Annotated in this window: 19 protein-coding genes; 3 read left to right on the top strand and 16 right to left on the bottom strand. The window is 64.1% G+C overall.

Annotation, left to right across the window (positions count from 1 at the left end; all coding sequences use genetic code 11):
* The first annotated feature begins 10 nt into the window (after positions 1 to 10).
* Entirely contained in the window at positions 11 to 982 is a 972-nt protein-coding gene (locus tag ACP691_RS16235) for a metal ABC transporter ATPase (RefSeq protein ID WP_426151496.1), read from the top strand.
* A gap of 33 nt (positions 983 to 1015) precedes the next feature.
* Here the strand turns inward: ACP691_RS16235 and hldE are convergent, their stop codons facing one another.
* The 3 genes from hldE to msbA all read right to left on the bottom strand — a co-directional run bounded on the left by hldE (position 1016) and on the right by msbA (position 5161).
* Positions 1016 to 2437 (bottom strand): bifunctional D-glycero-beta-D-manno-heptose-7-phosphate kinase/D-glycero-beta-D-manno-heptose 1-phosphate adenylyltransferase HldE, encoded by a 1422-nt coding sequence (gene hldE, locus ACP691_RS16230; RefSeq protein WP_426151498.1) that lies wholly within the window; start codon positions 2435 to 2437, stop codon positions 1016 to 1018.
* Positions 2438 to 2521: 84 nt separating this feature from the next.
* Positions 2522 to 3121, bottom strand: a complete 600-nt coding sequence (locus ACP691_RS16225; RefSeq protein ID WP_052469122.1) for a sulfotransferase family 2 domain-containing protein — start codon at positions 3119 to 3121, stop codon at positions 2522 to 2524.
* Between the two features lie 237 nt (positions 3122 to 3358).
* Entirely contained in the window at positions 3359 to 5161 is a 1803-nt protein-coding gene (gene msbA / locus ACP691_RS16220) for a lipid A export permease/ATP-binding protein MsbA (RefSeq protein ID WP_426151500.1), read from the bottom strand.
* A gap of 157 nt (positions 5162 to 5318) precedes the next feature.
* On the opposite strand from msbA, the gene ACP691_RS16215 reads away from it, so the two are divergent.
* Positions 5319 to 5960 (top strand): phosphotransferase, encoded by a 642-nt coding sequence (locus ACP691_RS16215; protein WP_426151502.1) that lies wholly within the window; start codon positions 5319 to 5321, stop codon positions 5958 to 5960.
* On the opposite strand, the gene ACP691_RS16210 is transcribed toward ACP691_RS16215, so the two are convergent.
* From ACP691_RS16210 to ACP691_RS16185, 6 genes are all read right to left on the bottom strand, one after another.
* Complete coding sequence (locus ACP691_RS16210) at positions 5957 to 7114, bottom strand: O-antigen ligase domain-containing protein (protein ID WP_426151504.1); 1158 nt, start codon at positions 7112 to 7114, stop codon at positions 5957 to 5959. The genes ACP691_RS16215 and ACP691_RS16210 overlap by 4 nt on opposite strands.
* An 88-nt stretch (positions 7115 to 7202) precedes the next feature.
* On the bottom strand, positions 7203 to 8159 hold the full coding sequence (locus ACP691_RS16205; protein ID WP_426151506.1) for a glycosyltransferase family protein: 957 nt from the start codon (positions 8157 to 8159) through the stop codon (positions 7203 to 7205).
* Between the two features lie 31 nt (positions 8160 to 8190).
* On the bottom strand, positions 8191 to 9594 hold the full coding sequence (locus ACP691_RS16200; protein WP_426151508.1) for a PIG-L deacetylase family protein: 1404 nt from the start codon (positions 9592 to 9594) through the stop codon (positions 8191 to 8193).
* Positions 9591 to 10487 carry a GNAT family N-acetyltransferase gene (locus ACP691_RS16195; RefSeq protein WP_426151805.1) on the bottom strand — a complete coding sequence of 299 codons (897 nt, stop codon included), beginning with the start codon at positions 10485 to 10487 and terminating at the stop codon, positions 9591 to 9593. The genes ACP691_RS16200 and ACP691_RS16195 overlap by 4 nt, the downstream gene beginning before the upstream one ends.
* On the bottom strand, positions 10487 to 11617 hold the full coding sequence (locus ACP691_RS16190; protein ID WP_426151510.1) for a glycosyltransferase: 1131 nt from the start codon (positions 11615 to 11617) through the stop codon (positions 10487 to 10489). The genes ACP691_RS16195 and ACP691_RS16190 overlap by 1 nt, the downstream gene beginning before the upstream one ends.
* Positions 11601 to 13358 (bottom strand): carbamoyltransferase family protein, encoded by a 1758-nt coding sequence (locus ACP691_RS16185; protein WP_426151512.1) that lies wholly within the window; start codon positions 13356 to 13358, stop codon positions 11601 to 11603. Before ACP691_RS16185 ends, ACP691_RS16190 begins: the two co-directional genes overlap by 17 nt.
* A gap of 165 nt (positions 13359 to 13523) precedes the next feature.
* Between ACP691_RS16185 and ACP691_RS16180 the strand changes: the two genes are divergently transcribed.
* Positions 13524 to 16460 (top strand): dermonecrotic toxin domain-containing protein, encoded by a 2937-nt coding sequence (locus ACP691_RS16180; RefSeq protein ID WP_426151514.1) that lies wholly within the window; start codon positions 13524 to 13526, stop codon positions 16458 to 16460.
* A 33-nt stretch (positions 16461 to 16493) separates the two neighbouring features.
* Here the strand turns inward: ACP691_RS16180 and ACP691_RS16175 are convergent, their stop codons facing one another.
* The 7 genes from ACP691_RS16175 to waaF are packed head-to-tail and all read right to left on the bottom strand — an operon-like array spanning position 16494 to position 23450.
* Complete coding sequence (locus ACP691_RS16175) at positions 16494 to 17933, bottom strand: lipopolysaccharide kinase InaA family protein (protein WP_426151516.1); 1440 nt, start codon at positions 17931 to 17933, stop codon at positions 16494 to 16496.
* The gene (locus ACP691_RS16170; RefSeq protein ID WP_426151518.1) at positions 17933 to 18685 is read right to left on the bottom strand and encodes a lipopolysaccharide kinase InaA family protein; all 753 of its coding nucleotides are present in this window, start codon (positions 18683 to 18685) and stop codon (positions 17933 to 17935) included. The genes ACP691_RS16175 and ACP691_RS16170 overlap by 1 nt, the downstream gene beginning before the upstream one ends.
* The gene (locus ACP691_RS16165; protein ID WP_426151520.1) at positions 18682 to 19416 is read right to left on the bottom strand and encodes a lipopolysaccharide kinase InaA family protein; all 735 of its coding nucleotides are present in this window, start codon (positions 19414 to 19416) and stop codon (positions 18682 to 18684) included. Before ACP691_RS16165 ends, ACP691_RS16170 begins: the two co-directional genes overlap by 4 nt.
* Positions 19416 to 20222, bottom strand: a complete 807-nt coding sequence (rfaP, locus tag ACP691_RS16160; protein WP_426151522.1) for a lipopolysaccharide core heptose(I) kinase RfaP — start codon at positions 20220 to 20222, stop codon at positions 19416 to 19418. Before rfaP ends, ACP691_RS16165 begins: the two co-directional genes overlap by 1 nt.
* Positions 20219 to 21343 carry a glycosyltransferase family 4 protein gene (locus ACP691_RS16155; protein WP_426151524.1) on the bottom strand — a complete coding sequence of 375 codons (1125 nt, stop codon included), beginning with the start codon at positions 21341 to 21343 and terminating at the stop codon, positions 20219 to 20221. Before ACP691_RS16155 ends, rfaP begins: the two co-directional genes overlap by 4 nt.
* Positions 21343 to 22404, bottom strand: coding sequence for a lipopolysaccharide heptosyltransferase I (gene waaC / locus ACP691_RS16150; protein WP_040259624.1), 1062 nt, complete (start codon positions 22402 to 22404; stop codon positions 21343 to 21345). The genes ACP691_RS16155 and waaC overlap by 1 nt, the downstream gene beginning before the upstream one ends.
* A complete protein-coding gene (gene waaF / locus ACP691_RS16145; protein ID WP_426151526.1) occupies positions 22404 to 23450 on the bottom strand; it encodes a lipopolysaccharide heptosyltransferase II in 1047 nt (348 codons plus the stop codon). Before waaF ends, waaC begins: the two co-directional genes overlap by 1 nt.
* Between the last annotated feature and the right edge of the window lie 20 nt (positions 23451 to 23470).

The raw sequence follows: 23470 nt of genomic DNA, 5'->3' as shown, positions 1-23470 counted from the left end.
AGGAAACCTTATGCCGCGCATCCTTCGCCGAAGCAATCCGACCAACTTCAAGACCCTGCGCATCTCGGTCCAGGCCTCCGCGGACGGCCTCGCCTACCAGGGCACCGGCATGCCCATCAACTTCAGCCAGATGCTGGATAAACGCCGCCCCATGGAGGTTGAAGACCCGCATGCGTTCGAGCTGGAACTGGCCAACCTTGGCGTGTCGGTACGCCTGACCCTGGCCTGGGAAGGCAACGAGTATTGGGTGCTGGTACGACAACACCGGCTGGACCGGCGCGATGTAGTGCTCAAGATGATTTCCGGCTATGTACCGGCCCATGAGCTCAACCTGCCGTTGCATACCGCTGTGCAGGAAATCGCCGAGGAATGCCTGCTGGAAACCGCCGACGGCTGGCTCAACGGTCGTTTCAAGGAGACTTGGCTACCGGCCCCCTACAGCGCAGCCCTGCGCTATACGGACAACACGCCCTTTGCGCTGCGCCCGGTGACCGGAGACGCCCCTCCGGTGCGTAGCGGCAGCCTGACGCTGATCGAGCGCCCTCGTGCCTATGTGCATTTGCCCACGGCCTCTTTGCAGCTGGTCTATGACATGCGCCTGGAAGCGCCCAAGGAAGCCCGCGAGCTGAGCCTCTATCATGTGGACGAGCGGCTGGACAAAGGCGAGCTGGTCACCCAGCTCAGCCGCGGCCGGCCTGACCTGTATCTGATTCCATTGAAGAACGGAGTGCCCCTCCCTCAGTTGTATACCCTGCGCAAGGGAAAGCTGTTTCCCGCGTCCACGCGTGGGCTGTACCTGGCGGAAAACTTTGGCCGCCAGGAAGGCTGGGTGGTGCGCGAAGAACGGGTGCGCTGGCGGGAATGGCTGGCCCGGCAGGGCGTGAACGCACCGGTGAAGCGCAAGTCCCGGCTCGGCCGCATCACTACCCGGGCCAAGGCGTTGATACGCCTGGCACGGCAGGGGCGGAAGGGGAAAGGCTAAGCCCGGGAGCTTCCCAGGCATGACGTTCAGCGCCTAGCGGTTGCGGATCTTATCCACGATCGCCGTGGTAGAGCTGTTTTCCACCAGCCCCAGCACCTTCACCGTGCCGCCATAGGCTTTGACGATGTCCGCGCCTACCACTTGGTCCACGCTGTAGTCGCCGCCTTTGACCAGCACGTCTGGCTTGACCTCGCGCAGCAGGTTTTCCGGCGTGCTTTCAGCGAAGCTGACCACCCAATCCACGGCGCCCAGGCCGGCGAGCACGGCCATGCGACGGTCCACACTGTTGATAGGACGCCCCGGGCCTTTCAGGTTGGCCACCGAGGCGTCGTCGTTGATCGCTACGACCAGGCGGTCTCCTTGGGCGCGGGCCTGCTCCAGGTAGGTCACGTGACCGGCATGCAGAATGTCGAAGCAGCCGTTGGTAAAGACGATCTTCTCCTGATGGGCCCGGGCATCGTCTACCGCCAGCAGCAGTTGTTCGAGGCTCAGCACACCGCGCTCCGAACCCTGCTCACGGGAGATGGCCCGGCGCAACTCCGGAGCACTGATGGCTGCGGTACCCAGCTTGCCCACGACGATTCCCGCGGCCAGGTTGGCCAGGGCGACGGCGTGGGGCAGTTCTTCGCCCGCCGCGATGGCGGCTGCCAGGGTAGAGATCACCGTGTCGCCGGCGCCGGTCACGTCGAACACTTCCCGCGCGCGGGCAGGCAGGTGCAGGGCCGGTTGCTCCGGACGCAACAGGGTCATGCCATGTTCGCCGCGAGTCACCAGCAGCGCGCCCAGCTCAAGGTCAGCCATCAGGGCCGCGCCCTTGGCGACCAGGTCCGCTTCGTCGACGCAGCCGCCGACAATGGCCTCGAACTCACTGAGGTTGGGCGTGATCAGGCTGGCGCCGCGATAGCGGGTGAAATCCTTGCCCTTGGGGTCCGCCAGTACGGGAATGCCACGTGCCCGCGCGGCCTGGATCAGCGTTTGGTGGTTGCGCAGCGCGCCCTTGCCGTAGTCCGACAAGACCAGCACCTTCACCCCCGTCAGCAGGGCCTCCACGTCGCTGCCCAAACGCACCGCGTCCGTGGCGAAGGGCTCTTCGAAATCGATGCGCAGCAATTGCTGGTGACGGCTCATCACCCGCAGTTTGACAATGGTGGGCTGGTGCGCAATGCGCTGGAAATGCGCCTTCACACCAGCGGCATTCAGGCTGGCGGCCAGGCTTTCGGCGGCTTCGTCTTCGCCGGTCACCCCTACCAGGGAGGCAGGCGCGCCCAGGGCGGCGATATTCAGCGCCACGTTGGCAGCCCCACCGGGACGGTCCTCGATCTGGTCCACCCGCACCACCGGCACCGGCGCCTCCGGTGAAATCCGCGAGGTGCCACCGTGCCAATAGCGGTCGAGCATCACATCACCGACCACCAGGACAGGTGCTTGATCGAAACGTGGCATCGACAACTTCATGGCCCAACCCATCTACCTATGAACAAAGGCGGCGATAGTACCACAAGGTCCGGCACGCCATGCCCGCGGGGCGACGGCCTTAGCCTAGGCGTAGCCCAGCACCTCATAATCGCGCTGGTACAACTGCCGCAGCCGCTTGCGCGCCAATGGCCCGACGGCATAGCGCGAGCTACGGGGCGTGCGTTCATAAGCTGGCGCCGACCAGGGCAGCACGGCGGGAAGGCACAGGAAATCGGCCATGGATTGAAAATCCCGCATCAGGCTTTCGTAGTGGCCGATGAAATCCAGGCGCACCCGCCCTTGGCTGTCCTCGAGGAAGTCGGTTTGCGGTCGGAAGTCCAGGCGGTCCTGCAAGTCCGGCGGTGCGAGGCCTTCAACGAAGGCATCGAAGTCTTCTTCCTCGTCCAGGCTGGCGCTGCTTTCCGCGGCCTGGAACAGCCGCGCTTCACGCCAGCGAGCCCAGGCCACATAGGCACGCTCCAGGGGGTCGCGCACGAAAGCGAACTTGAAGCTGGTGGCGAATTCCGGAGCGAAGCGTTCTTCGTACCAGCGCAGGGGAACGGGCCCAGGGCTATTGGCGCCGAAGAGCGCCGTATACACGGCCTCGCTCTCGCATCCTGGCACGTTGACGAACAGACAGCGGTGAGCACGGAATGCATCGGGAAAGCGCTGCGGACCACGCATGAAGGCGGCCGGAGCGCCACCTTGTCGAGCAAGACGCCCCTGGATAGTCGAAGACGATAATGGCTTCACGTTGACGCTGGACTGTATCCCCTCCCGAGCCGACCCTGCGGCCATCTCGACAGTAGCAAATCGCCAGCGACGCTACATCATCGTTTCGTCCGATCAGGTAACCTTCCGGCTACAAAAACCAAAGACGCGTTCCAGGGGAGGCGCGCCTTCATGTCTAGTCCGGGTCGGTTATGCCATGTCCAGGTGCCCAGGCTCTTCGAGACCCATCGCATGGAGGCGCGCATAGAAGCCATTGAGGCTCAGCAGGTGCTGGTGGGTACCTCGCTCCACGATTTCGCCCTGGTCCATCACCAGGATCAGATCCGCCTTTTCGATGGTGGACAAGCGGTGCGCGATCACCAGGGTGGTACGCCCCTGCATGACATGATCCAGGGCCGCCTGGATATGCCGCTCAGACTCGGTATCCAGGGCAGAAGTGGCCTCGTCGAGAATGAGCAGCGGAGCATTTTTCAACAGTGCCCGGGCGATGGCCAGGCGCTGGCGCTGGCCGCCGGAAAGCAGCACGCCATTCTCGCCCACGTCGGTATCGAAGCCTTGCGGTAGTTGGTCGATGAAGTCCCTGGCGAAGGCATCGCGAGCGGCCGCCTCTATCTGCTCCCGCGGCGCGCCCGCCAGGTCACCGTAGGCGATGTTGTTGGCCACGGTGTCGTTGAACAGCGTCACCTGCTGGTTCACCTGAGCAATGTGCCGACGCAGGTTACGCAGCCTGTAATCCTGCACCTCCACGCCATCGAGCAGGATTTCACCTTCGCTGTGTTGATAGAAACGCGGGATCAGGTTGGCCAGGGTGGACTTGCCACTGCCTGACCGCCCCACGAGGGCGATCATCTGCCCCGGCTCCGCCGTGAAGCTGATGTCCTTGAGCACTGGGCGGTCGGTACCGGGATAGACGAAATTCAGGTGGCGAACCTCGAGGCGGCCGCTGACCTGGTCTCGTTCCACGGTGCCGGTGTCCTGTTCCGGCGTGACATCCAGTTGCTCGAAGATGCTTTCCGCGCCGGCCACGCCGCGCTGGATGGTGGAGCTCACCTCGGACAGCTGGCGAATCGGCTTGGGCAGCAGGCCGGCCGCGGTGATATAGGCCACCAGGTCTCCGGCGCTGGCATCGCCGCGCAACCAGAGTACCAGGAACATCAGCACCGCCATGGCGGTATAGATGACCAGTTGCAGCATCGGGGTATAGACCGCCCCGGTCTTGGTCATGCGCAACTGCTTGTCGGTATTGCTCTGGCTGGCCTTGCGGAAGCGCTCGGCCTCGTAGCTTTCGCCGCCGAAGCTGCGCACCACCCGATAGCCCTGGATGGTTTCCGAGGCCACATGGGTCACGTCGCCCATGGCGACCTGGATCTTCTTGCTCTGCTTGCGGAATTTCTTGCTGGTGCTGCTGACCATGATCGCGATCAGCGGCAGGATCGCCAGCATGACAAGGGTCAGGCGCCAGTTCATCACCAGCAGGTAGCCGAACAGGAAGACTACGGTCAGGCCTTCGCGGATCACCACCTTGATAGCGTCTGTCGCGGCCCCGGTGACCATGGTCACGTTGAAGGTGATGCGGGAGATCAGATGGCCCGAGTTGTGCGTATCGTAATAACGGTTCGGCAACACCAGCAGCTTGTCGAACAGCGCCAGGCGCAGATCATGGATCAACCCCAGGGAGACCTTGGCCAGGAAATAGTTGCCCAGGTACGAGCCCACCCCCTGCCACGCGGCGATGAGTACGATCAACAGGGGCACCGCCTGCAGCAGTTTAAGGTCACGCAGGTACGGTACCGTCGGGAACAGTACCGCCTCGGGATTGTTGAGGCCGTCGACGAAATACTTGAGGATGCCGGCGAGCATCGGCTGGGTGGACGCGAATACCACGAAGCCTACGATGCTGAGGCTGAACAGCCCGATGTAGGGGCGCATGTAAGACAGCAGCCGGAGGTAGATCTTCAGGCTCGAAGGCGCGGAGGAATCGGGGTGGCTCATGAGCGATCATCGTATTGAAATAGCCCGGCATTGTAGCACAGGGGGCCATCACGCTGTCCGGTGCGCTACCATAGGCGCGGCTCTTCGCTAGCGGGTGCCAGCGCTCTGCAGGCATTCGCCAACACCACCCGAGACAGCGTTTTATATGAGAGAAGGCATGCAACCACTCGATCACCGCCGCTACCTGGCCTTGAGGGAGGGCGCCCAGGTACTGGAGGCGGACGGCTCCGGCGACAAGGTGTTGCGCCTGGCCGATGGGAGCATGTTCAAGCTCTTCCGACGCAAACGGCTGTTCACGTCCGCGGCCTGGTATCCCTATGCCAGGCGCTTCGCGGACAATTGCCGTCACCTGCAGGGCCGGTCCATCCCCTGTCCCGGGGTCATGGCCGTCTACCGCATCGCTGAAATCCAGCGTGATGCCGTGCACTACGCCCCCTTGCCAGGTGACACCCTGCGCCAGCTCATTGCCAGCGGCAATGCCACAGCCCAACTGCGCACAGACCTCGGCGCCTTCCTTGGGCGCCTGCATGAAAGCGGGGTGTACTTCCGCTCCGTACATCTGGGCAATGTGGTGCTCACCCCCGAGTACCGGCTCGGCCTGATCGATATCGCCGACCTGCGCCTGTACCGCAGGCCGCTCAGCCGCTCGCTGCGCTTGCGCAACTTCCGCCATATGCTGCGCTACGCCACGGATCGCCACTGGCTCACCGAACATACCGATGCGTTTATCCAGGGCTACATGGCCAGCCAGACACGCTGCCCCGCCGAGGCTGTCAGCGAGGCACTTGCCGCGCTTTAACTCCGAGCGTCGCCGATGGATACGCGCCTACGGGCAACAGCGCCACCCAGGATCACCGCCGCTGGCAACAGCACAAGCATCCAGAGTTCATCCGGGTTGCCCACCAGCTTGCTGCCGTCGAAGTTGAGCATCAGCAAGGCCGCGGCCAGGTAGAGACCCCAAGGGTCTCGTGCCCGCCAGGCTTGCAACAAGGTAGCCGCCATCAGCGGCACGAAGATCAACAGCGAGATGCCGCCGGTGTAAAGGCCAAACGCCACGAAGATGTTATGCGGATGCGGGATCGGGATGCCGCCTGGCAGGGTCTGGCTGGTATGGAAGTTCACGCCGCAACCCAGCGCCCAGCCACAGTTGAACCACTCGCCGGTCATGATACGGAACAGGTCGGTGCGGTAGGAGTCGCCACGGCCGATCAGCGATACCAGCCAGCTTTCATGCCAGACACACCAAAGGATCAGGCCAAGCCCGACCAGGATCGCCGCCGCTATGGGCGCCGCTACGCGAGGGTAACGGTAGACGTTGCAAAGCCCCCAGGCGGCCATCACGAACACGCCACCTACAATGCCGGTACGGGTTTGCAGTACGAAAGCCACTGCCACGAACGCCAGTACGACGCCCAGCGCCATTTCGACGTAACGCCGTTCGCGCGCCCACGCTGGCAATGCCAAGGCCATGGCGCAGACCAGCCAGATGCTGGTGTAGATGACGTTTTCCATGCGAGCCGGAAGTATGTCTACCCGCGCGCCGAAGGGTATCCGGCCTGTCAGGTACATATAGGCCGAACAGGCATAGATATACAGGCTGATGATCCAGAACAGCGCCCTGGCCGTGCGGCCGAGGTGAAAAAAACGATGCTCGGTGAGGCTGGCCACTATGGCCACGAACAATCCGGTGTAAACGATGTGCTTATAGAACTGCGTGCCCTCGTCTCGCGCCGCTGGCACCAGGCACCACAACAACAGCAGGAGCCAGCCCAGAGCCAAGGGTTCGCGCGTCAGTCCAGCACCTCGATAACGAACCAGCGCTACCAGCCCCGGCAGTGCAATCAAGGCGTAGTACAGATTGTTGGTCCACTTCGCCGAGCCCTGCACGAGGAAGCTGATGATGAACGCCACCAGCAGCGTGGTGAAATAACGGGAAACGGACTGGCTTGCCAAAACGACCTCTTGGGCTGTTTACGAAAAGGAGTTTGTGCAGGATGTGGTGAATACCATTTTCAAACGGCTGACCGCCATGAAGCTGTGCTCAGACTCCCAGGCGATTGCGCAGGCGGGCGACCCAACCGGGCGCTGGCGATGGCCGCAAGGGTGAGCGCAGGCAATTCACGATCTGGCTCCCTATGCTATGGAAACCGTAACGCTCGTGCACCAGGGCTTGCCCGCGAGCGGCGATGCCTGCCGCCAGCGCCGGCTGTTCGCGCAGTTGCGCCAGCTTGCGGCGGAGCTCGGCAAGGTCTCGGTACAGCACCAGGTTGACGCCGTCCTCGAAGCCCAGGGCGCGATTTTCTTCTTCTCCCTGGTCGTAGGCCAGAAGTACGCATCCGGCGGCCATGGCCTCGAAGTTCTTGATCATGTACTCCCCCATTCCCACGTCCGCGCTGACGAAGAACCGGATACGGTTGAGCATGCGATTGTAGTCGGCACCGGACTCGGTCCGGGTGATCAGCAGGTTTTCCTCTTGCGCCAGCGCTTCCAGAAATGCCTTGCGCTGGGCATAGGCCACGCTCTTGAGACTGCCGACAAACCCCAGCTCGATGTCCCGTTGCAGCCCCAGTTCGCCAACCAGGGTCTGGTCATAGCCTTTGGGCACGAAGTGGGCGTCCACGCCTTCCTCGCGCAAGCGCCGCGCCACCTGGGCGCCGGAACTGATGACCCGGGCCCACGGCAGTTGCCGGTAATGCCGGCTGAACTTGCCGGTGTATTTGCAGGGAATGTAGTTCTGGTATGCATCATGCTCGAGGATCACCAGGTTAGGCACGCTGCGGATAAAGCCCACCTGCCGGATCTCTTGCTTGAAACGCAAAAAGAAGAGGATGCGATCGTAGCGGGAGGCATCTACCTCACGCTTGAAATAGCGGCGTAGATGCCGTTGCTCATCGCTGTCCAGCCAACGCAGGTCACACTCGCAATGTGCCGCCACGCCTCGATACAACTCATCGAGAATGGCGCGCTGGTCTTTCTGCACCAGGAACAGAACTTTCATCGATATCTCTCAAGGCCGCTGGCGGGGCGAATCAAGGGTCCAGGCGCCATAGCAGTTCGTGGCGCCGTACCGCCTTGCGGAAGAATTCGTTTTCCCCTTCCACGGGCCAGCGACGCCCAGCGAGCAAGCGTTGCAGCCCACGGCGCAGCCGACGTTTGAAGGGCAACGGAGGTTGCAGGTCGTGCATCATGCCCAGGGCCATGGCTTTGTCCAGCCGTGCCTGAGCGGTCAATGGCAGGCTCACTGGCCAGCAGGCACCGGCCGGATCGAACCGGGGCGGCAAGGCGACACCCTGGTGGGCATTGCCCATGGGCCAGCGGTCGTTGTCATGGAGATGATTGGCGTAGCCGAGCAGGTACGATGGTTGCCAGGCCAGCCCCTCCAGCGCTTCGCGCACGGCCAGGTGGGCCTGGATATGATCCGGATGAGGATCGAGCGCAGGATCCGGCAGCACGATCACCTCTGGCCTGGCCAGGGTAAGCAGCGCACGCAGGTCCGCGATCAGGTTGTTCCAGGTGGGCAGGCCATCATCGCCAGGCAAGGCCAGGCGATTGTACTGGCGAAACAGCCGGGTATCCTGCAGGCCCGCTTCACGCGAGGAAACCGGCTCGCTGGGCGCCTGGTGCATGGCGTCCAGTTGCAGGCAGAAATACCCCAGCTGGACACAGCGCTCTTCAGGTATCCCAGCCCAGCGCGGCACGGCCAGACTGTCCCAGGCGCGGAGCCGGCCTTTGAGGCGAGCGGCGGCCTGTGCCTCCAGCCCCATGGCGCGGTAGTGCTCGGCCTCGATTTCCCCGGCGGTGAGGGTAACGACCCAGCTTTCGGCAGCCTGGCTGTATAGGCCGTACGCCGCCAGCTCCGCGTCGTCAGCGTGGGGCGCGATCACCATTACCCGCCGCTGCCGGTAATCAGGCTGAGCGAAGGCATATACCTGGGGTGCTTCGCGCAGGCGGCAGTGGCGCCCGATCAGGTCCAACCCCGTGGGCAGAATGCTTTCCTGGCCAGACAGGTTGAGGTAACGCAGCCCGCCGCAGCCCCGCTCGAAGGCCTGGGCGTCCTGGTCCTTGCCTTGGCCGATGAGCACAGCAGGGTCCAGCAGACGCCCCAGCCAGGTGGATGTCAGTCGCACCTGTGCGACAAGGGTATGCGCCTGGTCATTGGGCAGAGGCTCTTCAAGCACCAGGCGGCGCCCGTCCCAGCGGCTGGCCAACAGCCGGCCTCCTTCACCGAAGCGGTAGCGATAGTCCTGCCGGGGGGAATAGAACAGATGATCGGCAAACCAGGCTTCGTGGGCCGCCCAGGCCAAAACGGCCAGCAGTAGCGGCAACCACCAGGCCAGCAGCACCCCAGCCAGCAGCAACAGTACGCCAGCGCCCAGCAAGGCGAGCCTTTTGTTGCGTCGATGACGCCGCAACAGCGCCTGCTTGCGGCTCATACCTTGAACACCTGGGCGGGGTTGCACCAGCGGGCCTTGTATTCACGGTCCGCTCGGCCAAAGGAAAAGCGCAGCGCCTTGCCCCGCCCGCGCGCATCCTCCCAGGCCGCCTGGGTATTGAGGTAGCTGAGCACGCTGCCCGGGCTGAAATCCCGGGTAAGCGGGTCGACACCACCGTTGACATACTCGACGCTCACCCAGCTAGGCGCCTCCACCCGATACAACAGCTGGATCGCGATCGCCGCGCCGTTGAGCAAGAGCACCGAACCGACCATGAACTCGCGCAGCAGCTCGAGCACCTCGGCCATATGCGCGGCACCCGTGGCGGGAAAATTCCACCGGCGCTGGAACAGATCGCAGTACAGGGCCGCGAACTCGACGCTGGAAAAGTCGCTTACCGGCCGCACTTGGCCGCCGGCTTCCTCCAGCAGGCGCAACTCACGGCGCTGGTTATAGCGAAACTTCTTGGAAAGGTCCTCGGGCGCGCGGGCCAGCGCCAGGGCTTCAGCCTGGGTAGCCAGGCCGGAAAAGCGCCCGATGTTCGGCTCGCCCAGGTACCGGCCCAGGTGGCGTAGCGGGGCCTGCGCATCGGCCTCGCCTGGAAGGATGATCTCGGCATTGCCCAGGTCGAACAGGCCCTTCTTGCCGACCCGTTTGAGCACGTCCTTGGACAGCGCCAGATGCCGCCCCCATACCGGGATGGCAGCGCGCAAGCGGCCTTCCTGTTCCCAGCCCAGGTAGCGCACCGGCAGTCGGGCCAGGCCCGCCAGACGCTCGACGACCTGGGGATGGGTCGCCACGCTGCCGCCGTGGCGGGCCCAGAGCTCGGCATAGCTGGCCGCGTCTATGGGGGTCCAGCCACGCTCGCGCCAGAATCGAAAGCGGTTGAGGATCATAGGGCCGCGTCCAGCCCTGCCAGCGCCGGCAGGCGCCAGAAGGCTTCACGGACCGCCTGATCGCTGAAGCGTGCCTGCAGTCGCTCGGCCATGCTGGCCGCCAAGGCGTCACGGCAACCCGGCCCGTAGTTGGCCACTTCCAGCAGCGCCTGCGCCAAGGCGGTGGCGTCGCCCAGGGGGAATAGCAGGCCGGCGCCTTCGACTACTTCCCGGGCGCCACCACAAGCGGTGGCAAGAATAGGCACGCCTGCAACCATGGCCTCAAGCAATACCATGCCGAAAGGCTCGTGGTCCGAACTCAAGGCAAATACATCGAAGGCGCGGAAATAGCAGGTAGCGTTCGGCACCTGCCCGGTGAAGCGAACCTGGGCCGTGATGCCCAGCTCTTCAGCGAGACGCTTGAGCGCGCCCTCGAGCCGACCTTCGCCCATGATCACCAGGCGCGCCCCTTGGGGCAGGCCAGGCAAGGCCTGGGCGAAGCCACGCAGCAGGGTGGCCTGGTCCTTGTCGGGATGAAGCCGCCCTACGTTGCCTACCACCCAGGCATCGACCGGCAGCCCCAAGGCCTCTCGCGCCTGCGCTGGGCTCAACAGGGCCTGCTGCCGGGCAGTCACGTCCACCCGGTTGTAGAGGGTCTGGATACGCTCGGCCGGCCAGTCGGACAGGCATCGGCGAATGTCGTCGCGTACCGCATCGGATACGCCCAGCAGGCTCAGTCGCCGCCGGAACAGGTTCGCAAACAGCCGCCGCCCACGGCGCTGGTAGTCGCCGAAAGCGTGATGCACGCCCAGCACCGGCAGTTGAGTCGCCAGCAGGGCGACATAGATGGGCTTGAAACGGTGAGCGATGCAGAAAGCGAAATCGCGCTCGGCGACGATGCGGCGAAGCCGGGCGATGGCGCCCAGCTTCAGGCCACGCACATCCTTGGAGGACAGCTCGAGGAACAGCACCTCGGCCGACGCGCAGGCCGCGGCCACCTCATCGCTGGCACGGCCGGTCAGAAACACCGTGGTGACCGCATGGCCGCTTCCAGTGAAAAGGCTCGCGTACTGTCGGGCACAGTCCAGGAACGGGCCGTCATAGCCGTGGCAGAACTGCAGTACCCGCCGCTCAGGCGCCTGTGTCATAGGCGTTCGCGCCTTCCTTCACCACCAGAATGTCTTCCATGATCAGGTATTGCAGGTCGGAGCCAAAGAACATGTTCAGCGCATCCGTAGGCGAACAGATCATCGGCTCGCCACGCCGGTTGAGCGACGTATTCAGCGACACGCCGTTACCCGTCAGTTCTTCCAACGCCTTCATCATGTCGTAGTAGCGCGGGTTGTATTCGCGCTTGAGCACCTGGGCGCGGGAAGTGCCGTCTTCGTGCACCACTTCCGGCACGCGGGCTTTCCACTCCTCGGCAACCTCGAAGGTGAAGGTCATGAAGGGGGCCGGATGGTCCACCTTGATCATCTGCGGGGCCACCGTGTCCAGCATCGACGGGCAGAAGGGGCGCCAGCGTTCGCGGAACTTGATCTGCTCGTTGATGCGGTCGGCCACGCCCGGCACGCTCGGGCAGCCGATGATCGAGCGGCCGCCGAGTGCCCGCGGGCCGAACTCCATGCGCCCCTGGAACCAGGCTACCGGGTTGCCGTCGACCATGATCCTGGCGATGCGCTGGGGCATGTCGTCGATCTGGCGCCAGGCCGGCTTGCTCGGATGACGAGCACAGGCGGCGATGACGTCTTCGTTGGAATAGGAAGGGCCAAGATAGACGTGCTCCATCTTCTCCACCGGCACGCCACGCGCATGGGAAACGTAGGCGGCCGCGCCCACGGCGGTTCCGGCGTCGCCCGAGGCCGGCTGCACGAACAGCTCCTTCACGTCCGGCCGGGCGATGATCTTCTGGTTCAGCTTCACGTTCAGGGCGCAACCGCCCGCGAACGCCAGCTTGCCGGTTTCCTTGAGGATGTCGCCCAGGTAGTGGTCGATCATCTGCAGGGCGAGCTTCTCGAACAGCGCCTGCATGCTGGCAGCGTAGTGGATGTAAGGCTCGTCGGCGATGTCGCCTTCGCGCTTGGGCCCCAGCCACTCGATCAGCTTGGGCGAGAAATAGAAGCCCTTGCCTTTCTCCTTGTAGCGCCGCAGGCCGATCACGTTGGCGTATTCGGTGTTGATCACCAGCTCGCCGTTCTCGAAGCTGGCCAGGCGGGAAAAGTCATACTTGCTGGCGTCACCATAGGGCGCCATGCCCATGACCTTGAACTCACCGTCGAGCATCTCGAAACCGAGGAATTCGGTGATCGCGCCATACAGGCCGCCAAGGGAGTCCGGGTCGTAGAATTCCTTGAGCTTGTGGATCTTCCCGTTCTCGCCATAGCCGAAGAAGGTGGTGGCGTACTCACCCTTGCCGTCGATCCCGAGGATGGCGGTTTTCTCGGTGAAGCCGGAGCAATGATAGGCGCTCGAGGCGTGGGCCAGGTGGTGCTCGACCGGCTCGATCTTGACCTTCCTGGGGTCGAAGCCCAGCTGTTCCAGGCACCAGACGATCTTCCTGCGGTAGCGCTTGTAGCGACGGTTGCCCATGAGCAACGCGTCCAGGGCCCGGTCCGGCGCGTACCAGTAGCGTTTCGCATAATGCCAGCGGGCCTCGCCGAACAGACTGATGGGCGCGAACGGAATGGCGACCACATCGACGTCGGCCGCAGTGATGCCGGCCTGCTCCAGGCAGAACTTTGCCGACTCGTAGGGCATGCGGTTCTTGGCATGCTTGTCTCGCACGAAGCGCTCTTCTTCGGCGGCCGCGATCAGCTTGCCGTCGATATACAACGCAGCGGAGGGGTCGTGGCTGAGGGCGCCGGACAGCCCGAGAATCGTCAATGCCAAGGGTCAGAGCCTCTGTGTACTCAATACGCGCCCAGCAAGGCGCAGGTATTGCTGTTGATCGAAAACGCGGGAGTATAACCCAACCACGGATCGCCCAATACCTATGCACGCCCCGCGATGGGTCAGGCCTGGACAGGCTGATGCTTTTCAACCGGAGCATCACCCATGACCGAGGCAAATCCTCAAACCGACCCCCTTGGCCACCTGAACGACCTCGAAGCCCGATGGCGGCGCGGGCTGGCTGAACTGCCCAGTCTGCTGGCAACCCTGAGCCGACGCTATGGCGACGCGATGCCGGGAGCCTTGGGCGAGCAGCCGCTGCAGCACCTTTGCCTTGGCGACAGGCCATTTACCTATCATCTGGCTCGGCTCGCCAGTGGACAGCCCTTGCCCCCAGGCGATATCACCCATCGCACGCCTTGGGACGAAGCCATCGTCAAGGAGCCACAGGCACAATGGGCCCGCAACTTTCTCCGGCAGGCTGGCACTGACATGCGCCAGCTATACCTGGACCATTTGAAACGGTTCTGGGGCTTCGCCAAAGTGGAAAACCGCCCGGCTCGGGAATGGGCGACAGCCCTGCACCGCGACTGGTTGGCCGCCCAGATACCACTGCGACAGGGCGATCGGACCCTGAACCGGACCATGGCGGCACTGGCTACCGATGTGGTTGCCGGACAGGCGCTGCGCTTTTGGCAAGGCGTGCCGCTGGTGCAGGTGGCAGACGCTCGCTGGCCGCTGGTCGGCAGTTTCGTGTTCAGCCGCCTCGACCCCAGAGCGCATCCTGGCGAGCCGGTATTGCTCAACACGCTGGCCCATGGCCTGGAAAGCTTCGAGTCGCTGAACGCTCTGCATCTGGAACTGGCCGAGCGACTGGAAGATGAACGCCAAGGCCAACCGCTCTTGCTGGCCCTGGATAGCGAACGGCGCAAGCGCTTCCTGGAAAGCGAGGCCCTGATCTTCGAGCCCTTCCCCGGTAATGTGTTCGAGGCGTTGCAAGCCCAGCTCGAACAGCGTCAGCGCCTGAACATCTCCCATGCCTGGGAAACGGTCAAGCCGCTATTGAAAGAAGGAAGCCTGGAGGCCGCTAGCGCTGTCTTGGCTGAAGCCGCGGACCTGGCTGACCTGGTATCGAGCCAGGCCATTCGCATGACGCGCTATGCGCAGCTGCTGGACCGCAACATGCCGAGCTGGATGCGGCGACTGTCTCAAATCCAACGCCTGGAGCTAATCCTGGCAATGCGGGACCTGTCCATTGCGACCGCGAGCGCCGTTGCGCCGGGCCTGCCGACCATTTCCGAGTTCGCCACTCCGGCCTGGCTGCAAGGCTACGCCCAGGAAGCGCTCGAGCGTCGATTGCAGGCCATGGATATCGACCTGCCGCCCGAACGCATCATGGTCAGTGTGACCACCACTGAGCCGGGTGGTGGCCTGGTGAACCCCTTGAGCCCCTCCGGCCTGGTAGTGGCGCGCCGCCCCGACCAGACCGGGCCCACCATCCGCTTCACGACTCACACACGCAACCTGGTGCAATTGGCGCTGGAAAACATTTCCGCGCTGGATTGGGACTACCTGCTGACCGCCCGTGTACATGACGAAAACGGCAGGCCCATTCCCGGCCTGAACGGCCCCAAGGCTCGCGCCTTGGTACGCCATGCCAATGTCGGTGGCAGTTACGGACGTCATCTTTTGACGCGGCTACGCTATGGGCCCGAAGCGCACTGGCGCCGTGAGCGCCACGCCCGGCTGATGAGAGCGAAGCTTCGGGTAGAGATTCTGCGCGCCAGTCATCGCGGCCAGCTTGGCCCTCAGGGTATGGGCCTGGCGTGGCTCGAAGCGGTCTTGAATTACCCGAGCCCTGCCCAAAGGCCGTTGGTCGACGGCTTGCGCATCAGCGCCTGGCAATTGTTTATTCGTGCCACCCCCGTGGATGGGGTCTATCTGATCGGCCCCGACGACCCTACCACCGTTCAACCTGTCCTGGTGTATGTCGCAAGCGGCCCTTCGAGGCAGCGCTGGCGCTGGTTCGACCACCGTCGCCAACTCATGGCCCAATGGTTGAGCGCGGCAGAGCAACGCCCCCTGATACTGAACCATGTCGCTCTGGCGGAGCGCGCGCCCATCGCCGACCTGCTCGACGACCCACGGTTGAGCAGTCACATCGAGGAGCGCCTGATCAAAGTGGATTTTTTCAACAATGCCTACCGCTCGGAAACCCGGCTGGTGATGAGCAATGCCGATGCTCTGAGTGTCTCGAACCGAGAGTCGAATCTACAAAGCACCGTCGAGGTTGCGCTGACCCTCACTGAAATCATGTGCGTGTTCCTGCCTGGACGGATTTCCGCCGTATTTTCCTTGACCCGCGCGCTCTGGGCGTTCGGCCAGGCCTATGCCGCCCTGGACGAGGATCGGCCCGGCAATGTACTGCTTCGAGCCTTCGACGGATTCGCCAACCTCTTCGAGGTCTCGGTAGCACTCACCACAAGCCCTGTCTTTGGCAAACTGGTACGCCGCGTGCCGCTCGGCACGCCTGTTCCTCTGCATACCCATTATGCCGTCAAGCAGCAACGTACATTCTTGCGCTATCGTCTGGCTACCGACTACTCCGAGGATGTATATGAAGCTCAGCGCAAGGATGACGGCGCTGCGGAATATTACATTCATGACCAGGCCGGCCATCGATACCAGGTGATCCATGATGGCGAGCACTGGCGCGTGATCGACCCTCGCATGCCTGAGGCGCTGCATAAACCCATCGTGCGCGAAGGGCCTGCCGGTGACTGGCAGATGATTGACGAAATACGCTGGCAAGGCTTGGTGCCCGACGGCCCGGCACTGCTGCGGCAGATCGCGGTGCACCCGGCGCCGGCCGTGACCGCCGACAAGCCCACGCCGATAAACGGCAAGCTGTACATGCGCCTGGGCCAGCATGTAGTGGCGTTGCGTCGCAGCCTGGTGCCGGGACGCTATACGGTGTCCATACCTGCGCAGCGGCACCCACCCGGCTTTCTGACCATCTTGCTGCGCCCGGCACAGGACGGCGGTTGGCAAGCCAAGGTCCGGCAGAGCAGCCTCAGCAGCGGCTGGTTCGACCTGGCCTGAACGGGCCCTGGCATGTAGAAGATCGGCGATGACTCATGACAAGCGTGGCAACCGCGCATCCAACCGTTGATACAGGGTGCTGTCGGCCGGCCAGTTGCGCAGGAAACGGGCCCGGTCACGGGCATAGGCCTGCGCGAAGCTGCCAGCAGTGCCATGCTGCTGCATGGCGTCCAGGTCGATCAGGGCCCAGCGTCCGTGCTCCCAGAACAGATTATGGGCCTTGAGGTCGCCATGGCTGATGCGCTCACGGATCAGCCCGGCGAACAGTTCGTCCAAGGCTGCCAGCTGCGCTTCGGGCACCTGCCCGTCTTGCACATGGCCACTGAAGCAGTGCATCAGGTCAGGCCCTTGCAAGTGCTCCGTCACCAGGTAAGCCTTGCCCCGCAGCCCAAGGGTACGACGCTCTTGCACAGCCAAGGGGCGCGGCGTGGCGAACCCCAGGAACATCAGCCGCTGCGCCTCGATCCAGGAATGCCAGGCTCGGCTGGGGCGCCAGAAGCGCTTGAACCAGTGGGCGACCCCTTTGATGTTGTAGCGTTTGATGAGCAATACCCGACCATTGGCATTGACCCGGGCGACCGTGGCCGCGCCGCCGGTCTTGTAGAGGTGGCCCTGGTCGATGAGCCGGTCAGGGTCGGCCAGCACGGGCGCCATGGCCGCTTCCTGATCGCGGGGCGTCGCTTGCAGCAACGACGGGCCTTGTTTCACACTGAACAGGGTGCAATCCCGACCGGCCTTGGCCAGCAGGTCTCGCAGCCGCCAGGCTCGCACCTTGTCGATCTGCTTTTGCAACGCCTCCAGGGGCAGCGCATGCTCACTGTTGGCCAAGAGGTAGTACACCAGCAGCTCTTCCAGGCAAGGCGCCAGCGCCTGGGGAAGCTGGGCGAAAAACACCCCCAGGTTTTCCAGCACGCGTTGACGCGAGAGGGGCTGGCCTGGCTGTTCGGCGCGCACGCCTCCACCATCGACCACATAGAGCCTACCCCCGCTGCGCAGCAGGTTGTCCAGATGCAGATCCTCCTGCCACAACCCTTTGGCATGCATGCCGGCGATGGCCTGCAACGCCTCGGCGATCACTTCTGTCTGGGCATCGGCCAAGGGCGGCAGGCCTTCCACTTGCGCCCAGGCATCAGCCAGGCTTTGCCCTTGCTCGAGAAATTCGAACAGCAACCAGCCACCCTGCCCTGGCCGCAGGCCATCGGCCAGCAGGGTCGGCGTGGCCAGCCCCTGGGCCGCCAACAAGCGGGCCCCCTCGCGTTCACGCTGGAACTGACGAGGGGCACGAGGACCTACCAGCAATTTGGCAAGCACGGCACGGCCGCGCCACACTCCGGCGCCGACATACCGCTGCCCTGGCAAGATCCGCAGCAGGCTGAGCAATTGCAGCTGCGCCGGGCCGGCGGCGTCTTCCAGTTCAATGCTCATCGGCAGCGTCGGGGCGCGACCGGCACGCGCCAGGTTTTGCAAATCCATCAGCGGGTTTCCTTATGGCGCCGACGCGCCACCAATCGCTCCATCCAGGTCGTGACTTGGGCGTCGGTACCCGGCATGCCCAGGTAGGCTGTCAGGAAGCCCCGGATATCCGCCTCTCCCCAGGCAGCGGCCCGGCGCAGCAGAGGCTCCAGATCACGCACGCGGTCCCGCTGGCCAAACCAGGCGCGGCGGGTTTTCTCCAAGTCGATCAGGCAGGCTTCGAAGCCCTCGCCAGTAGCCCGCAAGAAGATATGCTTGGGATAGAAGCAGCCGTGGACCAGGCCCGCGTCATGCAAGCGACGCGCAAGCTGGCCACAGGCCGCGACCAGCGCGCCGCGACGCGGGGGCGTCAGCACTGGCCATTGCGCCAACCAGGCGCCAAGCTCGCTCCAGTCATCCAGGCCTTTGGTCAACAGCAGTCCCTGCCATTCCCCGCCTTGCCGGCGTTCAGCGAAATAACTGGCCTGCAGCGCGGGAATGTCCAGCTGTTGGTAAAGGCGAATATTGCGAAACTCCCGGGTAACGGTAGGCTCACCCATGGGATGGCGCAGGCTGCGGGTCAGATAATTGGCCTGGCGCTTGAGGTAAAAACCATGCCCGGCCAGGTCCAGACGAAATACCTGGCTCCATCCGCCGCGCCCGGTGTTGGCCTCGTCCACCGCGGTCAAAGGCAGAGCCCAGAGTGCGTCGAAGTCGGCCAGGCCATGGGTGGCCAGGAGCGATTGGGCATCTGCCGCGATAAAAGGCTTCATTCTCGCCCCTCGAAGAAACTCAGGATATGGCGGATACGCTTCTTGTCCGCCGCATTGAGCCGGTCGCGACGCCGGTACTGGAGGTAGAAGCGCAGCCGCTGGGTGGCCGAGAGCTGGTATTTGGCAACCTTGTCCAGGCAGGCCAGGTCCTTGGTGATCCGATAGCGCAGCATGAATCCCCACCAGAACGCGCCGTTGGGGCAATCGATCAGGTAAAGCGTTCCGGCGTCGTCCACCAACAGGTTGCGCCACTTGAGGTCGTTGTGGGTGAAGTGATGGTCATGCAGGGTGCGCGTGTGCCGCGCCAGCTGATCACTCACATGGTCCACCCACGCCCTGTCCCGAAGCCGTGGATCGTGCTGCTTGACCAGGGCGAGCAGATCTTCGCTGGCGGGCAGCCCCAGGGTGATCATCGCGCCACGCTCGAAGGACCCGCCGTCACGCTCGAGGCCGAAGCCCACCACTTCGGCGGTGGGTATGCCCCACTTGGCGAAGCGCTTGAGGTTCTGCCACTCGGCCTTGACCCTGGGCTTGCCCAGGTAGCGGCGCAAGCCTCTGCCAGCGCTGGTATAGCGCTTGACGTAATAGGCCGCGCCCTGGTGGTCGACCTTGATCAATTCGGACAGCGCGTCCTGGGTCAGGCGTTCACCCTGGGCGGCGAAAACCGCGTCCAGGCTGCCGAATATCCCATCCAGCCCCGCGAAGGCCGGGTCCAGGTTCCAGCCGGCCATCAGAGCGCGTCTCCGTAGCGTTGCTTGCGCGCATAGAGCTTGGCCGCCTTGCCTTCCAGCCAGACGAGCAATGCCGCCTCGTCACGCAGCACCTGGCGCAGCGGCTGCCGGAAGTACGCGCGGAGAAAGCGCAGCTTGTCCCGTGACGTCAGACCGATGTCCAAGGCGGAAAAATAAAGGGCGGCCAGGTCCTTGTCTCGCCAGCGGCGGCTGATCCGGGGGCGGGTCTGGGCCCGGTGCAGATCGATGACCGACAGCTTGAAGCTAGCCGGGTCGAAGGGGCGGTCCGTGTGCAGCAGAAAATGGCAGATGTAGCAATCCCGGTGATTGACGCCAGCGCGATGCATGCCCCCCGTCATCTCGGCCACCCGCTGGATCAGCGCCCATTTCACCGCCGGCGCTGGCGGCTGGGCACGCCAATCGAGGCTGTAGTCCTCGAGGCTGATGGTGGGTGCCAGTTCCTCGGTGACGATGAACGAATGCTGGGCAGCGGGATTGGCGCCGCGCTCGCCGTAGGCCACGGCGGTCATGGTAGGCACCCCTGCCTGGTGCAGGCGCTCGATGGCCGTCCACTCCTGGCCTGCGCCCAGCACCGGCAGCTTGGCGCTGAGCAGGTTCTTGAGGATCTCCCCCCAGCCGATGCCGCGGTGAATCTTGACGAAATAGCCGCGGCCGTCCACTTCCGTGCGCAGGGTGCGACGCCCCTCCAGCTCACGGTAGACCTGGCCTTGCAAGGTCTCGACCGCGACGAAGGGGTCGGCCCCGGCCCAGAGGGCCTTGAACGGCGGCTGCAGCAACAGCTTCATTGGAGGCGCTCCGCCAGGATCAGGTCGGCGGCGTGCCGGGGCATGCTGTACAAGTCCGCGCTGTCGGCGAAGGCCAGGCCATTACGTCCCCACTGAGCGCGCGCGGGTTTGTCTTCGAGCATGCGCTGCAACTGGCGGTTGAGGTCCGCTTGGTCGAACGGCTCGGGTATCACGATGCCAGCCTGGGCTTCATCGATGTAATGGGCATAGCCACAGACTTCGGTTACCAGTACAGGCAGCCCGGCCACCACCGCTTCGAGCAAAACGGTACCGGTGTTTTCGTTATAGGCCGGGTGGATCAGTGCATCAGCGCCAAGCAGGAAGCGCGGTATATCGCTGCGTCCCTTCATGAAGCTGACCTGATCGTTCAGGCCAAGGGCAGTACTCTGCAACTGGAAGACTTTCGGGTCATCCTGGCCTATCACGAACAGGCGGGTGCGCTGGCGCAGGTCGGCTGGCAGCGCCGCCAGGGCCTTGAGGGAACGGTCCACCCCCTTGGTCTTGAAGCCGGAGCCAATCTGCACCAGCAGCAAATCGTCTTCGCCCAGGCCGAATTCCTCGCGGAAGGCGGCCCGGACCTGCGCGGCGTTGGCCGGCGCGCGGCGATCCTGGGAAATACCCGGCGGCAGCAGGTGGAAGCGCTGCGCGGGCGTGCCGTAATGCTTCACGAACAGCGGTTGCTGGACCTGGGAAATCATCAGGATTTCAGTGCGCGCCTCAGGCGCGAAGACCGCGCGCTCGTACTCGGCGAAGTGGCGGTAGCGACCCCAGCGGCGATACAACCCATTGCGCAGCGTTTGCGCCTTGTCCTCGAAGCAGCCATCAGCGGCATAGTACAGGTCCAGCCCTGGCATCTTGTTGAAACCGATGAGCCGATCCACGGGGCGCCGGGCCAGGTCGGCGGCCATCCAGGCGCTGAGTTTCTCGTTGCGGCGGTGGTTGAACAGTGCCTTCACCGGAGCGACCAGCACTTCGAACCCTGGCGGCACGTCCCCCTCCCAGATCAAGGTGTACACCCTTATCTGATGGCCCCGGGCCTGGCATTCAAGGGCGATACGCATGAAATCGCGCTGCAGGCCGCCGAAGGGGAAATATTTGTACAGCACGAAAGCCAATTGCATCAACGCAGGTCCTCAGCCAACAACAGCGCGCTCAGGCGTCCTGCCACTCGTTCGGGATTGACGCGAGTGAAGCACAGCGGCCACTCGCGCTTGATATCGTGCCGACGCAGGTCTTCTGGCGTCGGCTTGTAGGTGCAGGTTTTCTGCAGGCAGGGCGCGCACGGCCAGTCACTGCCCAGATGGACCTGGGCCCGGCCATAGGCGCCGGTCAGGCCAGGATTGGTAGGCCCGTAGATCGACACGGTGGGCACATCCAGCGCGGCGGCCAGGTGCCCCAGCCCGGTGTCCACGGCCACGCAGGCCCGGGACTGGATCATCACCTCGGCCACCCCCGCCAGGTTCAACTTCGGCAGCACGGCGACATTGTGCAAGCCAGCCGCGATCCGGTGAGCGCGGCGAAACTCAGCCTCGTTGCCCCATGGCAAGCGCACACCGATGTTGGCCAGCCCCAGGCGCTCGGCCATTTCGCGCCAATAAGCCTCGGGCCAGTGCTTGCTGTCCCAGGTGGTACCGTGCAGGAACACCACGAAGGGCACCGGGTGGGGCACCGCCAGTTGCCGCGAACGGCTGAGCCCGTATTGGCCCAGGGTATCGGGCAGGTCATAACCCAACGCCAGGGCGAACAGCTGGCGAACCCGCTCCACCGCATGCTGGCCTCGGGCGACGCCAAGCTTGCGATCATAGAAGCGGCTGGCCAGGGGCTCCCGAGCCGAGCGTTTGTCCAACCCCGCCACCGGCGCCTTCACGTAGCGCGTCAACCAGGCGCTTTTGAGCAGGCCCTGGGCATCGATCACCAGGTCATAGGTGCGCTCGCGCAACTGCGCCTTGAAGCGCCGCCACTCCCCACTCTTGACGGTTGCCCAGGGCGCCTTGCGCCAGCGCCGGATGGCGACTGGAATCACCTTGTCCACCGCTGGATGCCAGGTGGGGATCTCACGGAAGCCCTCCTCCACCACCCAGTCGAAGCGAATGCCCGGGATGGCGCGCGCCGCGTCGGTCAACGCGGGCAAAGCGTGAATCACGTCCCCCAGGGAAGACGTCTTGATCAGCAGAACCCGCACTAGTCAGCCTCCGCCATCTGCTGGGCCTCGGGAGTACCCATGCGTTCCAGCGCATCCACCACCCGCTGCGAGTCCAAAAGGCGCAAGCAATTGTAATGGCCCAGCGGGCAGGTGCGTTGGAAACAGGGCGAGCAGTCCACCCCCAGACGCACCACTTCGACCTGATCGGCCAGCGGAGGCGTAAAGCCGGGGGACGTGGAGCCATATACCGCCACCAGAGGGCGGTTGAGCGCCGCGGCCACGTGCATCAGCCCCGAGTCGTTGGACACTACCGCTCCGGCGCAGGACATCAGGTCGATGGCCTCGGCCAGCGAGGTGTCGCCGCACAGGTTCACCGCTTCCTCACGCAACCCGGGAATCAGCCGCTCGCGTATCGCCTCGGCCACGGGCTGATCCTTCTTGGAGCCGAACAGCCATACTTGCCAGCCCTGGCGGATTCGCGCCTCGGCCACTTCGGCGTAGTGCTCGGCGGGCCAACGCTTGGATTCGCCGAATTCCGCGCCTGGGCAGAGGGCAAGCACCGGGCGATCCAGTTCCAGGCCGAACCGCTCCAGCGCCGCGCTCCGGCTCGCCGGGTCGATGCGCAGGCGAGGCTGGGGATAAGGCGTGGGAAGGGCTTCATCCGGCGCGTAGGCCAGGGCCATGAAGCGTTCGATCATTAGCGGGTAACGGGCCTTGTCGAGCACCCGCAGGTCGTTGAGCAGGCCGTAGCGCAGCTCGCCTTTCCAGCCCGTGCGTCGGGCGATGCTCGCAAAGAACGGCACCAGGGCAGACTTCAGCGAATTGGGCAGCACAATGGCCTGGTCATACTGGCCCCGGAACGAGCGGCCGATGCGGCGCCGCGTTGCCAGCTCCAGCGCCCCGTGGCCGAGCGGAAAGCTCAAGGCCTGCCGTACCTGGGGCATGCGCTCGAGTATCGGCCGGCTCCATTCAGGCGCGAGCACGTCGATCTGGCAGTCGGAGTGGCGGCTTTTCAAGCACTGGAACAGGGTCTGTGCCATCACCATGTCGCCGACCCAGCTGGGCCCGATGATCAGAATTCTCATGGGTTTTCCGCAAACGATCA

The sequence above is a fragment of the Pseudomonas sp. DC3200b2 genome (assembly GCF_049895785.1).
GTDB classification, from domain to species: Bacteria; Pseudomonadota; Gammaproteobacteria; order Pseudomonadales; family Pseudomonadaceae; genus Aquipseudomonas; species Aquipseudomonas massiliensis.
This window is presented reverse-complemented; position numbering and strand designations above follow the sequence as displayed.